Here is a 12,914-nt window from a genome sequence, read left to right as displayed (position 1 = left end):
CGGCGCCGCGTTCAGCGAAGCATGTTCAACGGCGCGAATCCAGCGCCATGCGCACCGCCAGGCCGGCCAGCACCGTGCCCATCAGCCAGCGCTGGATCACGATCCACAGCGGCCGGCCGGCCAGGAAACCGGCGATCGAGCCGGCCATGATGGCGATGACCGCGTTGACCGACAGGCTGATGGCGACCTGCGTCAGGCCCAGCGCGATCGACTGGGTGAACACGCTGCCGTGGTCGGGCTGGATGAACTGCGGCAGCAGCGACACGTACAGCACGGCGATCTTGGGATTGAGCAGGTTGGTCACCAGGCCCATCGTGAACAGCGTGCGCGGGCTGCTGGCCGGCAGCTCGCGCACCTGGAACGGCGAACGGCCGCCGGGGCGCACCGCCTGCCAGGCCAGGTACAGCAGATAGAGCGCGCCGCCGAAGCGCAGCGCGTCGTAGGCAAACGGCACCGACATCAGCAGCACCGTCAGGCCGAAGGCCGCGCACAGCACGTAGAAGATGAACCCCACCGCCACCCCGGACAGCGAAATCAGGCCGGCCTTGGGTCCCTGCGAAATCGAGCGGGACACCAGATAGATCATGTTGGGCCCGGGCGTGAGCACCATGCCCAGGGCGACCAGGGCGAACGTCAGGAGATTGGCAATGTCAGGCATGATGCGCCGGCGCGGGCCGGTCGGTAGTGAGGGGATGACTCGTCACGTTATCTGAAATCTGTATCGGAACAGCGCGATTTTTTCGGGGCCGCGGCGCGCCTGTTGCGCGGCCGCCGCGGACCGGCCCGCGCAGGCGGCGACGCCGGCGCGCGGCCCGCATACAACAATCGCGCCGCTTTTAAATGTGGCCGGATGGGCCGCCCGGCCGGACCGGGATACAGTGATTGGGTCGCAGCGCCAGCCACGGGAGGATACGCCCATGCCGCCACGCCCATCGTCCCCGTCCGCCGCCCCTCGCGCCGGCGCCATCCGCGTCGGCATCGGCGGCTGGACCTACGCGCCGTGGCGCGGCCCCTTCTACCCGGAAGGCCTGCCGCACGCGCGCGAACTCGAATACGCCAGCCGCCAGCTCACCGCCATCGAGATCAACGGCACCTATTACAGCAGCCAGAAGCCGGCCACCTTCGCCAAGTGGCGCGACGAGACGCCGGATGGCTTCGTGTTCTCGCTCAAGGCCTCGCGCTACGCCACCAACCGCCGCGAGCTGGCCGGCGCGGGGGAATCCGTGCACCGCTTCGTGCATGGCGGCATCGCCGAGCTGGGTCCCAAGCTGGGACCGATCGTGTGGCAGTTCGCGCCCACCAAGGTGTTCGACGCCGACGACTTCGGCGCCTTCCTGGCGCTGCTGCCGGACCAGGTCGACGGCCTGCCGCTGCGCCACGTGATGGACGTGCGCCACGCCAGCTTCGCCTGCGAGGCCTACCTGGCGCTGGCGCGCCGCCACCGCGTGGCCACGGTCTACACCGACAGCGAGGACTATCCGTCGCTGGCCGACCGCACCGCCGATTTCGTCTATGCCCGCCTGATGCGCGCCAGCACCGCCTTCAAGGCCGGCTACGCGCCCAAGGTGCTGGACGCATGGGCCGAGCGCCTGCGCACCTGGGCGCACGGCGGCGATCCGGCCGACCTGCCGCGGGTGGACCCGCGCAAGCCGGCCGGCGCGGCGCATGCGCGCGACGTGTTCGCGTTTTTCATCAATGGCGCCAAGGAGCGCGCGCCGGCGGCGGCGCGCGCCATGATCGAACGGCTGTAGCGGGCGCGCGGGCGTCCGCCGCGATGCCGGCTGGCGTCGCATGGAATGCCGGCCCCGGGGGGACCGGCGCCGGCCTCAGTTCGCGACCGGCGTGCGCAGCGTCACGAACTCCTCGGCCGCGGTCGGGTGGATGCCGATGGTGTCGTCGAACACGCGCTTGGTGGCGCCGGCCTTGAGCGCGATGGCGATGCCCTGCACGATCTCGCCGGCTTCCGGGCCGACCATGTGCACGCCCAGCACCTTGTCGGTATCGGCGTCCACGATCAGCTTCATCAGGGTCTTTTCCTGCGATTCGGTCAGCGTCAGCTTCATGGGGCGGAAGCGGCTCTCGAACAGCTTGACCTCGTGGCCGGCCGCGCGCGCCTCTTCGGTGGTCATGCCGACGGTGCCGATGTTGGGCAGGCTGAACACGGCGGTCGGGATCAGCTTGTAGTCGACCTTGCGGTATTCCTCGGGACGGAAGAGGCGGCGCGCCACCGCCATGCCTTCGGCCAGCGCCACCGGCGTCAGCGGCACGCGGCCGATGACGTCGCCGATCGCCAGGATCGACGCTTCGCTGGTGCGATATTCGTCGTCGACCGCGATGAAGCCCTTGGCGTCGAGCTTGACGCCGGTGTTCTCCAGGCCCAGGTTGTCCAGCATCGGGCGGCGGCCGGTGGCGTAGAACACGCAATCGGTCTCGATCACGCTGCCGTCCTTGAGCGTGGCGGCCAGGGTGCCGTCGGCGCGCTTGTCGATGCGGGCCACGTCGGCGTCGAACTTCAGGTCGATACCCTTCTTGACCAGCTCGTCGCGCAGGTGCTCGCGCACCGCCTTGTCGAAGCCGCGCAGGAACAGCGGGCCGCGGTAGACCTGGGTGGTCCGCGCGCCCATGCCGTTGAAGATCGAGGCGAACTCGACCGCGATGTAGCCGCCGCCCACCACCAGCACGCGGCGCGGCAGCGTCTCCAGGAAGAAGGCCTCGTTCGAGGTGATGGCGTGTTCCTTGCCGGGGATGTCCGGCACCTGCGGCCAGCCGCCGGTGGCCACCAGGATGTGGGCGGCGGTGTAGGTCTTGCCGTCGACCTCGACCGTGTGCGTATCCTTGATGCGGGCGTGGGCTTCCAGCAGCGTCACGCCGCTATTGACCAGCAAGTTGCGGTAAATGCCGTTAAGACGCTCGATCTCGCGGTTCTTGTTGGCGATCAGGGTGGGCCAGTCGAAGCTGGGCTGGCCGGCGCTCCAGCCGAAGCCGTGGGCCTGCTCGAAATCTTCGCTGTAGTGGGCGCCGTAGACCAGCAGCTTCTTGGGCACGCAGCCCACGTTGACGCAGGTGCCGCCCAGGTAGCGGCTTTCGGCCACCGCCACGCGGGCGCCGAAACCGGCCGCGAAGCGGGCCGCGCGCACGCCGCCGGAGCCCGCGCCGATCACAAACAGGTCGAAATCGAATGCCATGGTGTTTCCTTCGCCGTCCCGGAGCCGGGACGCGTTCACTGTCGGGAGAAGCGCTATTTTGCACCACCGCGCCCTTGCCTGCCGGCTTGCCCCCACTGGCCATGGCCCTTGCGCCGCCGGAATCCGGCGAATGCCCGGGGCGCGCCGCCTTGCGCTACAGTGGCCGCCTGGGGCGCCATCGCCGTCCCGTCCTTCCACGGAGCAAGATCCATGTCGCTCGACACCTGGCTGGCTTTCGTCGGCGCGTCCGCCCTGCTGCTGATGCTGCCCGGCCCCACGATCCTCACCGTCATCAGCTATTCCATCACCCATGGCCGCCGCGCCCGCCTGCCGCTGGTGCTGGCGGTGGCGCTGGGCGATTCCACCGCCCTGGCGCTGTCGCTGCTGGGCCTGGGCGCGCTGCTGTCGGCCTCGGCGTTCTGGTTCACCGTGGTCAAGACCGCGGGCGGCCTGTACCTGCTGTACCTGGGCGTCAAGCTGCTGCGCGCCGGGGTGGCGCCCGCCACGCTGCCGCAGGCCGGCGCGGCCGGCTCGCGCTGGAAGCTGTTCGCCAACACCTACCTGGTGACGGCGCTGAACCCCAAGGGCATCATTTTCTTCGTCGCCTTCCTGCCGCAGTTCATCGACCCGGCGGGCGACGTCACGCGCCAGCTGTGGACGCTGTCGGCCACCTTCGTGGCCTGCGCCGGCCTGAACGCCACCGCCTACGCGCTGTTCGCCGGCTCGGCGCGCCGCCTGCTGGCGTCGCCGCGCGCGCAGCGCGGCTTCAACCTGGGCGGCGGCGCGCTGCTGTCCGCCGCCGGCATCTGGGCATTGCTGGCGCGCCGCGCCTGAAGATCGACGGGGCGCGGGCGACGGCAGCGCCGCCGCCCGGTCCCGCGCCCTGCCTTACGGCAAGGCCGCCGACACCGCCTCGGGATCCAGCCCGTAGCGCCGGATCGCCTCGGCCGCCCGCTCCGCCGGCAACACGCCGTCGTCCGCCAGCGCCTTGAGCGTGGCCAGCACGATGTGGTGCCGGTCCACCTCGAAGAACGCCCGCAGCGCCTGGCGCGTGTCCGAGCGGCCGAAGCCGTCGGTGCCCAGCGTCACGTAGCGGCGCCCCACGAACGGACGGATCTGCTCGGCCACCGTCTTCATGTAGTCGGTGGCCGCGATCACCGGCCCCTGGGTGCCGGCCAGGCGGGTCTCGACGAAGCCCTGGCGCGCCGCGTCCAGCGGATGCAGGCGGTTCCAGCGCTCGGTCTCCTGCCCGTCGCGGCGCAGCTCCGAATAGCTGGTGACGCTCCAGACGTCGGCCGCCACCCCGAAGTCCTGTTGCAGCAGGTCGGCCGCGGCCAGGGTCTCGCCCAGGATGGCGCCGCTGCCCAGCAACTGCGCGCGCGCCTCGCCCGGGCCGCCTTCGCGCAGGCGGTACATGCCCTTGAGGATGCCGGCCTCGGCGCCTGCCGGCATCGGCGGGTGGGCGGTCTTCTCGTTGATCAGCGTCAGGTAGTAGAAGACGTCTTCCTCCTCCTGGTACATGCGGCGCATGCCGTCCTGCACGATCACCGCGATCTCGTAGGCGTAGGCCGGGTCGTAGGCGATGCACGACGGGATCACCGAGGCCAGCACGTGGCTGTGGCCGTCGTCGTGCTGCAGGCCCTCGCCTTCGAGCGTGGTGCGGCCCGAGGTCGCGCCCAGCAGGAAGCCGCGCGCGCGGATGTCGCCCGCCGCCCAGGCCAGGTCGCCCACGCGCTGGAAGCCGAACATCGAATAGAAGATGTAGAACGGAATCGTGGCCACGCCGTGGGTGCTGTAGGCGGTGGCGGCGGCGATCCACGAGGCCATGGCGCCTGATTCGTTGATGCCTTCCTGCAGGATCTGGCCGCGCCGGTCCTCGCGGTAGACGCTGAGCTGGTCGGCGTCCTGCGGCGTGTACAGCTGGCCCACGTGCGAATAGATGCCGACCTGGCGGAACATGCCGTCCATGCCGAAGGTGCGCGATTCATCGGGCACGATGGGCACCACGCGCGCGCCGATCTCCGGATCCTTGAGCAACTGCGCCAGGATGCGCACGAACGCCATGGTGGTGGAAAACTCGCGGCCGTCGCTGCCCTTCAGGTGCGCGGCGAAGGCTTCCAGCGCGGGCGTGGCTTGCGGCCCGGGGCCGGCCGGACGCAGCGGCAGGTGGCCGCCGGCGCGCCGGGTGGCGGCTTCCAGGTAGGCCTGTTCCGGCGTGCCGGGTTCCGGCTTGATGTACGGGATCTCTTCCAGGCGGTCGTCCGGCACCGGCAGGGCGAAGCGGTCGCGGTAGGCGCGCACCGCCGGGTCGGCCATCTTCTTCTGCTGGTGGTTGGTATTGGCGGCCTCGCCGGCCGCGCCCATGCCGTAGCCCTTGACCGTCTTGGCCAGGATCACCGTGGGCTGGCCGCGATGCGCCAGCGCCGCGGCGTAGGCCGCGTGCATCTTGACCGGGTCGTGGCCGCCGCGGTTGAGCGCGCCGATCTCGTCGTCGCTCAGGTGCGCCACGCGTTCCAGCAGCACCGGGTCGGCGCCGAAGAAATGCTCGCGCACGTAGGCGCCGCCGCGCGCCTTGAACACCTGGTATTCGCCATCCACGCATTCCATCATGCGGCGCCGCAGGCGGCCGTCGTGGTCCTGCGCCAGCAGCGCGTCCCAGCCGCCGCCCCAGATGACCTTGATGACGTTCCAGCCGGCGCCGCGATAGACGCTTTCCAGTTCCTGGATGATCTTGGCGTTGCCGCGCACCGGGCCGTCCAGCCGCTGCAGGTTGCAATTGACCACGAAGATCAGGTTGTCGAGCTTTTCGCGGCCGGCCATGGCCACCGCCGCCAGCGTCTCGGGCTGGTCCTGCTCGCCGTCGCCCAGGAAGCCCCAGACGCGCCGGTCTTGCGCCGCGATCAGGCCGCGGTCTTCCAGATAGCGCATGTAGCGCGCCTGGTAAGCCGCCATCAGCGGGCCCAGGCCCATCGACACGGTCGGGAACTGCCAGAACCCGGGCATGGTGCGCGGGTGCGGATACGAGGCCAGCCCGCCGCCGCCGATCTCGCGGCGGAAGCGGTCCAGCTCGGCCTCGGACAGGCGCCCTTCCAGGTAGGCGCGGGCGTAGATGCCGGGCGCCGAGTGGCCCTGGATGTAGAGCATGTCGCCCAGGTAGTCCGGCGTGGCGGCGCGGAAGAAATGGCGATAGCCGGTTTCGTACAGGGTGGTGGCCGAGGCGTAGGTGGCGATGTGCCCGCCCACGCCCGAATGCTTGCCGGCGCGCAGCACCATGGCCATGGCGTTCCAGCGCAGGTAGGCGTCCAGCCGCGCCTCGATGCGGGTGTCGCCGGGGAACGGCGCCTGGGCCGGCAGGCCGATCGTGTTGACGTAGGGCGTGACGCCGGCCGTGGCATAGCCGCCGCTGCGCTCGCGGTCCTGGTCGATCAGGCGGTCCAGCAGGTAGTGCGTGCGCGGCAGGCCTTCGTGGGCCAGCACCGCCTGCATCGCGTCCAGCCACTCACTGGTTTCTTCGGGGTCGATGTCGACGCAGTCGATCTCGGGTTCCATGGGCATCCTCCTTGTGGTGCGGAAGCGGCGCCTGGACACGAAAGGTCGGCGCCATCGTTTCACATCGTGAATTGCATTTGCATAATGTGCAATTGCAATCGTATGGAGGTTTTTGAACAATTGCAAGTGCAACTATTCAATGTGACGTGCCGCTTTTGGACAGTGACGCCGAAGCCAGCGGCCCAGGCAAGGAGGGCTGCTGATGCGTGATGACCCGGGATTGCCGGCAACTGAAGGGCCGGGATCCGGCAAGCCCCCGACCGCCGGCGCGGTCGCGGACTGCCGGCATGCGCACGACACACCGGGCCAGGGCCTGCGGCCCGCGGCCCGCTAGCGCGCGGCGGCCATCATGTACGCCACGGCGGCGCGCAGCGTGGCTTCGTCGGCCGCGGTGCCGCCGCGCGGCGGCATGGCGCCCTTGCCCTTGAGCACCGTGGCCAGCAGCGCATCGGCGCCCTGCGCCAGGAACGGCGCCCAGGCCTGCTTGTCGCCCAGCTTGGGTGCGTTGGCCACGCCGCTGGCGTGGCACACCACACAGGCCGAGCGGTACAGCTTCTCGCCGGCCGGGTCGAGCTGCGCCGGCGAGTCGGCCGCGGCGCTGGCAGTGCCGGCCAGGGCCAGGCCGGCCGCCAGCAAGGTTCTGGATACGGAGAACATGGCGGCCCCCGGTCAGCGCGGGATCGGCGCGGGCGCCTTGATCTGCTTCATCAGATCGTCGTTCCACTTGCCCTCGACCTTGATGTGGCCGGCCGCGCCCAGCTCGAACGCCTCGATCAGGTTGTGGTTCAGGTAGGCGTACACCCCGGGCTGCTTGAAGGTGTAGAGCGCGGCGCCGGCCGACCCGCCGCGGATGAACCAGGTCTCCAGGTTGCGCTGCGGCGGATTGGCGAATTTGCCGGTCTCCCAGACCCAGTCGCCATGGCCGCCGATCAGGTGCGGACGGGTGTCGCGGTTGGCCTGCGAGTGGATCAGCAGCACGGTCTCGCCGACCTTGGCGGTGAGCGCATTGGCGCCGGTCAGCGCGCCGACCTTGCCGTTGAAGACGATGTGCGACGGCGTCAGCGTGCGCATCACCTGCACCGTGTCGCCGTAGCTTTCGGCCAGCGTGGCGTAGTCCTTGTACTTGCCGTCCGCGCCCTTGGGGATGTACAGGTCGAACTCGCCGATGGTGTAGGCGCGGTCGTAGTGCAATGGCTTGCCCTGCGGGTCTTTCAGGCCGTCGCGCGGCAGCACCATCAGCGTGCCGCTCATGCCCGACACCACGTGCCACGGCACCATGCCTTCGGGCGCACAGTGGTAGACGAAGGTGCCGCTACGGTCGGCCTTGAAGCGCAGCGTGGCCTGCTCGCCCGGGTTGACGTTGGTCAGCTTGGCGCCGCCCAGCGCGCCGGTGGCCGCGTGGAAGTCGACGTTATGCGGCATGGCGTTGGTGGCCGGATTGACCAGCGTCAGCTGGACATAGTCGCCCTCGTGCACCACCAGCGTGGGGCCGGGCATGGAGCCATTGAACGTCATGGCCTGCAGCGTCGTGCCCTTGTCGTCGATGACCATCTTCTTTTCCTCGATGGTCATGGTGAATTCGACGACCTTGGGACCCGACTTGGTCGCCTGCTCGTGCGGATGCACCTGGGGCGGGGCGACCAGCGTGACCTTGGTGTGGGGCAGCTTGTCGGCGTCCTGCGCCCAGGCGGTCCCCGCGGCCATCGTGAAAGCCAGCGCCGCCGCCAGCAAAGTGGGCCGTAATGCGTTCATGTCCAGCTCCTTATCGGGTTTTCAACTGCCGTGTAGGTCGGCAGCCCTATTGAAAGGCGCGCGCCCTCCCCGTTCTTTGCTGTAGCGCAAACTCGGCGCCAGCCTGGCGCGGCGCGCGCATTGCCACGGCCGGATGGCGATGCCACCATGAAAGCGGCATCCCCGCCCTGTCCGGAGCCCGTCATGTCGTCGCCCCTTTGTCATGCCCTGCTGCGCAATCTGGACCTGTTCAAGCCCCTGTCCGACGCGCAGCTGGAAGCCGCGTTGCGCGGCGCGCAGCCCTGCCGGCTCGAGGCCGGCGCCGTGGTCTATCACCAGGGCGCCAGCGCCGCGCATTTCTTCGTGCTGCTCAGCGGCTGCCTGAAAGTGGCGCAGGTCACGCCCGAAGGCGGCCAGGTGGTGGTGCGCTACGTCAATCCCGGCGACCTGTTCGGCCTGGCCTGCGCCATGCGCCAGCCGCGCTACCCCGCCACCGTGCTGGCGGTGCAGGAAAGCGTCTGCCTGGCCTGGCCCGACGCGCTCTGGGAACGCTTCACCAGCCACCATCCGCAACTGGCGGCACTCGCCCTGCAGACCATGGGCCAGCGGCTGCAGGACGCGCACCTGCGCATCCAGGAACTGTCCAACGAAGAGGTCGAACAGCGCGTGGCGCGCGCCATCCTGCGGCTGGTGGACAGCGCCGGGCAACCCACCGCCGACGGCATCGGCATCGCCTTCCCGATCACGCGCCAGGACATCGCCGAGATGACCGGCACCACGCTGCACACCGTCAGCCGCCTGCTCAGCGGCTGGAAACAGCGCGGCATCGTCGACAGCGGCCGCAAGCGCATCGTGCTGCGCTCGCCCGCCGCGCTGGCGCGGGTCGGCGCGCATGCGCCGGCGGCGGGCTGTGCGGGCTGCGCGTCCTGTATCGACGGGCCGCCGGATCAGGCCGGGCCGCGCTAGGCCGGCCCCTCCTCCCGCACCAGCCGCAGCCCCAGGTTGGCCGGCGGCACGCCGACCGAGCAGGCGCCGCCCTTGGGATCGCGGATGAAGTCCGGCAGGTAGGCGATGTGCCGCCCCGCCGCCACGCGGATGCCGCAGTTGCGGTCGGCGCCATCATCGGCGCCCGCCGCGCCGTCCTGCGTGAGCGCCAGGACGCGCCGCGTGTAGCAGTCATCGGTCCATTCCCACACGCTGCCCGCCACGTCCATCAGGCCCGTCGCATTGACGCCGTATGCGCCGAACACCCGCACCTCGGTGGCCTCCTGGCCGCGCCGGGCCTGCGCGTCGTACTCGGCCAGCCAGCGCTGCGCCGGATCGCCATCCGCGGCAGGCAGCGGCGTTTCCTCGCGGTAGGCGTCGCCCGCCGCGTAGACCCATTCGGCATAGGTGGGCAGCCGCCAGCGCTGCCCGGTGCGGGCCGACAGCCACGCCGCGTAGGCGGACGCGTCGGTCCAGCTCAGGCCCACCGCCGGCAGGTCCGGCGCGCGCAGCTCGCGGAAGGCCGGATCCAGTGGCTTGCAGCCGCCCGCGCGGACACAGGCCGCGTATTCGGCCTGGCTGACCTGGCGCTTCATGATGAGCAGGCCGCGCGACACGTCCGCGGTCAGCGGCGCCGGCGAGACCGGATAGCCGTTGCGCAGCGTTTCGCCCGGCGGCAGGTAGGCCACCTGGCCGGGCGGCAGCCGCGACACGTCGGGAGAAACGGAATGGGCCCGCTCGGCGGGCCCGCAGGCGGACAAGGGCAGGACGAGAAAGGCGGCGGCCAGCAGGCGGCGCATGATGGCGCTCCGGTTGTGCCCGGGGCCACGATGCCCCGGGGTCCGCTGTCATTGAAGCCCCGCCCGGCCCCGCCCTCTTTGCGCTGGCGCAATGAGCGGGATGGACGGGGCGCAAACGGGCGGGCCGTTGCGCCCGCCTGTCGCGCCTGCGCGGGGCCGCCCGCTAGCGGCGCGCGGGCTCGGCCCGCAACACCGGCTCGGCCGCGGCCGGCTTGCCGCTCAGCAGGCCCAGGATGACCTGCACCACCATCGCCAGCGCCCCCAGCAGGAACACCACGTCGCCAAACGTGCGGCCCCAGCGCAGGGTCTTGAGGATGTCCTGCTGCATGAAGGCCTCGCTGCGCGCGTACCACATGCCTTCGCTGACGCTGGCGTGGAACTGGATCAGGCCGATCGGCAGCAGGCTGGTGAAGATCATCAGCGCCAGGCCCAGGTTCAGCCCCCAGAACGCCAGCTTCATCAGGCCGGGGCTGAGCGCGTATTGCGGTCGGATGTAGCGCAGCACCAGCAGCGTGAAGCCCAGCGCCAGAAAGCCATAGACCCCGAACAGCGCGGCATGCGCGTGCACCGGCGTGGTGTTCAGGCCCTGGATGTAGTACAGCGACACCGGCGGATTGATCATGAAGCCGAACACGCCCGCGCCCAGCATGTTCCAGAAGGCCACCGCGACAAAGCACATCAGCGGCCACTTCAGGTTTTCCATCCACGGCGCGCGCGTCTTCAGGCGCCAGTTCTCCCAGGCCTCGTGGCCCAGCACGATCAGCGGCACCACTTCCAGCGCCGAGAAGCTGGCGCCCACCGCCATCACCGGCGTGGTGGTGCCGGCGAAGTACAGGTGATGGAAGGTGCCGGGAATGCCGCCCAGCATGAACAGCGAGGCCGAGGCCAGGCTGGCGGTGGTGGCCATGCGGCGCGACACCAGGCCCAGGGTCGAGAAGATGAAGGCCAGCGCGGTGGTGGCGAACACTTCGAAGAAGCCTTCGACCCACAGGTGCACGATCCACCAGCGCCAGTATTCCATCACGGTCAGGTGGGTGCGCTCGCCGTAGAAGAAGCCGGCGCCGTAGAACAGGCCGATGGCGCCGACGGATGCGGTCAGCAGCGCCAGCAGGTTCTTGTCGCCGCCCGGCGTGCGCAGCGCCGGCACGATGCCGCGCAGCATCAGCACCAGCCAGAAGCAGATGCCGGCGAACTTGCCGATCTGCCACAGGCGGCCCAGGTCGACGTATTCATAGCCCTGGTGGCCCAGCCAGAAGTTCAGGTCCGGCGGCATGATCTGGGCGATCGCCAGGTAGTTGCCGGCGAACGAGCCGGCCACCACCAGCACCAGCGCCCAGAACAGGATGTCGACCCCGGCCTTCTGGTACTTCGGATCGCGCCCGCCGTTGATCAGCGGCGCCAGGAACAGGCCCGCGGCCAGAAAGCCGGTGGCGATCCAGAACAGCGCGCTCTGCAAGTGCCAGGTGCGCACCAGCGAATACGGGAACCACTGCGACAGGTCGATGCCATAGAACTTCTGCCCCTCGACCGTGTAGTGCGCGGTGAAGCCGCCCAGCAGCACCTGGAAGCCGAACAGCGCCACCACCAGGAACAGGTACTTGCCCAGCGCGCGCTGCGACGGCGTCAGGGCGAAGGTGGTCAGCGGGTCCTGCGCCGGCGCTTCAGGCTCGGGTTCCTCCTTGCCGCGCAGGAAGGCCCAGGCCCACACCAGCAGGCCGATGCCGGCCAGCAGCACCACCACGCTGATGATCGACCACATCACGTTCTCGCTGCTCGGATGGTTGCCGATCAGCGGTTCGTGCGGCCAGTTGTTGGTGTAGGTGACCGAGGTGCCTTCGCGCTCGGTGGCGGCGGCCCAGGCGGTCCAGAAGAAGAAGTGCGTCAGCTGCTGGCGGCGCTTCGCGTCGGGCAGCGTGTTCTCCTTCATGGCGTAGTGCTCGCGGCTGGTGTGCAGCGCCGGCGCGTCCGAGAACAGCTGGTCGTAGTAGGCCGCTGTCTGCGCCACCGCCTGCGCGCGGCGCGGGCTCAGCACCAGCTTGCTGCCGGCCGCGTCGGCGCGGTTGGCGCGGTATTCGGCCTTGAGCTGCTCGCGCAGCGCGGCCTGGGCGGGCGCGTCGAGCTGGCCGTAGTCGCGGCCATGCGCATCGCGCGCCGCCAGGTCGAGCCAGGCCGTCAGCTCGCGATGCAGCCAATCGGCGGTCCAGTCGGGCGCCTGGTAGGCGCCGTGGCCCCAGATCGAGCCCAGCTGCATGCCGCCGATCGACTGCCAGGCGGTCTGGCCGTCCAGGATGTCGTCGCGGCCGAACAGGCGCGCGCCGTCGGCGCTGGCGACCTCCTGGGGAATCGGCGGCGCCTGGCGGTAGACTTCGCCGCCGTAGAAGCCGAGCAATGCGAACGTGACCGCCAGCACGGCGATCAGCGTGAACCATAACTTTTTATACGGGCCCATGATGGGGACACCCTCCTGTGTTGCGTTGTGGGGTATGTCCGCTAACGCGAATTCCGTGCCAGCGAAAAACGCCGCTAAATCATGGGGTTGAAACAGGCAAGGTGGTTTCTACCCGGCCCGGGCGCGGTATAAAGGACCCGCCCGCGGTGTTTTCGACCCTGCCGGCGGCGGCCCGGGCCTCTACAATCCGGGCAGCGAAAATCTCAAGACAAGGAA

Annotated in this window: 10 protein-coding genes; 3 read left to right on the top strand and 7 right to left on the bottom strand. The window is 69.9% G+C overall.

All coding sequences use genetic code 11. From position 1 onward, the window contains the following. Nucleotides 1–25: 25 nt before the first annotated feature. A complete protein-coding gene (locus AC1HFW_RS04360) occupies nucleotides 26–658 on the bottom strand; it encodes a LysE family translocator (protein WP_006394158.1) in 633 nt (210 codons plus the stop codon). 259 nt (nucleotides 659–917) lie between these two features. Between AC1HFW_RS04360 and AC1HFW_RS04355 the strand changes: the two genes are divergently transcribed. Continuing rightward, nucleotides 918–1,751 carry a DUF72 domain-containing protein gene (locus AC1HFW_RS04355; RefSeq protein ID WP_116523039.1) on the top strand — a complete coding sequence of 278 codons (834 nt, stop codon included), beginning with the start codon at nucleotides 918–920 and terminating at the stop codon, nucleotides 1,749–1,751. Nucleotides 1,752–1,826: 75 nt separating this feature from the next. Here the strand turns inward: AC1HFW_RS04355 and gorA are convergent, their stop codons facing one another. Then, entirely contained in the window at nucleotides 1,827–3,185 is a 1,359-nt protein-coding gene (gorA, locus tag AC1HFW_RS04350; RefSeq protein ID WP_479281956.1) for a glutathione-disulfide reductase, read from the bottom strand. A 210-nt stretch (nucleotides 3,186–3,395) separates the two neighbouring features. On the opposite strand from gorA, the gene AC1HFW_RS04345 reads away from it, so the two are divergent. Further along, entirely contained in the window at nucleotides 3,396–4,019 is a 624-nt protein-coding gene (locus AC1HFW_RS04345) for a LysE family translocator (RefSeq protein ID WP_006394155.1), read from the top strand. A 54-nt stretch (nucleotides 4,020–4,073) separates the two neighbouring features. Here AC1HFW_RS04345 and aceE read toward each other — a convergent pair whose 3' ends face one another. From aceE to nirK, 3 genes are all read right to left on the bottom strand, one after another. After that, the gene (aceE, locus tag AC1HFW_RS04340; RefSeq protein ID WP_479281954.1) at nucleotides 4,074–6,734 is read right to left on the bottom strand and encodes a pyruvate dehydrogenase (acetyl-transferring), homodimeric type; all 2,661 of its coding nucleotides are present in this window, start codon (nucleotides 6,732–6,734) and stop codon (nucleotides 4,074–4,076) included. A 330-nt stretch (nucleotides 6,735–7,064) separates the two neighbouring features. After that, entirely contained in the window at nucleotides 7,065–7,391 is a 327-nt protein-coding gene (locus AC1HFW_RS04335) for a c-type cytochrome (RefSeq protein ID WP_061071706.1), read from the bottom strand. A gap of 12 nt (nucleotides 7,392–7,403) precedes the next feature. Then, nucleotides 7,404–8,486 (bottom strand): copper-containing nitrite reductase, encoded by a 1,083-nt coding sequence (gene nirK, locus AC1HFW_RS04330; RefSeq protein WP_241050333.1) that lies wholly within the window; start codon nucleotides 8,484–8,486, stop codon nucleotides 7,404–7,406. Nucleotides 8,487–8,669: 183 nt separating this feature from the next. Between nirK and AC1HFW_RS04325 the strand changes: the two genes are divergently transcribed. Beyond that, nucleotides 8,670–9,431: a Crp/Fnr family transcriptional regulator gene (locus AC1HFW_RS04325; protein ID WP_241072934.1), complete on the top strand. Its 762-nt coding sequence runs from the start codon at nucleotides 8,670–8,672 to the stop codon at nucleotides 9,429–9,431. On the opposite strand, the gene AC1HFW_RS04320 is transcribed toward AC1HFW_RS04325, so the two are convergent. Continuing rightward, on the bottom strand, nucleotides 9,428–10,249 hold the full coding sequence (locus AC1HFW_RS04320) for a formylglycine-generating enzyme family protein (protein WP_479281951.1): 822 nt from the start codon (nucleotides 10,247–10,249) through the stop codon (nucleotides 9,428–9,430). The genes AC1HFW_RS04325 and AC1HFW_RS04320 overlap by 4 nt on opposite strands. A 163-nt stretch (nucleotides 10,250–10,412) precedes the next feature. Then, nucleotides 10,413–12,698: a nitric-oxide reductase large subunit gene (locus tag AC1HFW_RS04315; protein ID WP_479281949.1), complete on the bottom strand. Its 2,286-nt coding sequence runs from the start codon at nucleotides 12,696–12,698 to the stop codon at nucleotides 10,413–10,415. Nucleotides 12,699–12,914 lie beyond the last annotated feature (216 nt).

The organism is Achromobacter sp. ISS7 (assembly GCF_056523125.1).
This window is presented reverse-complemented; position numbering and strand designations above follow the sequence as displayed.

Bases quoted from the DNA above. Each gene is read 5' to 3' on its own strand.
- AC1HFW_RS04360 (WP_006394158.1), bottom strand. From the start codon at position 658: ATGCCTGACATTGCCAATCTCCTGACGTTCGCCCTGGTCGCCCTGGGC.
- AC1HFW_RS04355 (WP_116523039.1), top strand. From the start codon at position 918: ATGCCGCCACGCCCATCGTCCCCGTCCGCCGCCCCTCGCGCCGGCGCC.
- gorA (WP_479281956.1), bottom strand. From the start codon at position 3,185: ATGGCATTCGATTTCGACCTGTTTGTGATCGGCGCGGGCTCCGGCGGC.
- AC1HFW_RS04345 (WP_006394155.1), top strand. From the start codon at position 3,396: ATGTCGCTCGACACCTGGCTGGCTTTCGTCGGCGCGTCCGCCCTGCTG.
- aceE (WP_479281954.1), bottom strand. From the start codon at position 6,734: ATGGAACCCGAGATCGACTGCGTCGACATCGACCCCGAAGAAACCAGT.
- AC1HFW_RS04335 (WP_061071706.1), bottom strand. From the start codon at position 7,391: ATGTTCTCCGTATCCAGAACCTTGCTGGCGGCCGGCCTGGCCCTGGCC.
- nirK (WP_241050333.1), bottom strand. From the start codon at position 8,486: ATGAACGCATTACGGCCCACTTTGCTGGCGGCGGCGCTGGCTTTCACG.
- AC1HFW_RS04325 (WP_241072934.1), top strand. From the start codon at position 8,670: ATGTCGTCGCCCCTTTGTCATGCCCTGCTGCGCAATCTGGACCTGTTC.
- AC1HFW_RS04320 (WP_479281951.1), bottom strand. From the start codon at position 10,249: ATGCGCCGCCTGCTGGCCGCCGCCTTTCTCGTCCTGCCCTTGTCCGCC.
- AC1HFW_RS04315 (WP_479281949.1), bottom strand. From the start codon at position 12,698: ATGGGCCCGTATAAAAAGTTATGGTTCACGCTGATCGCCGTGCTGGCG.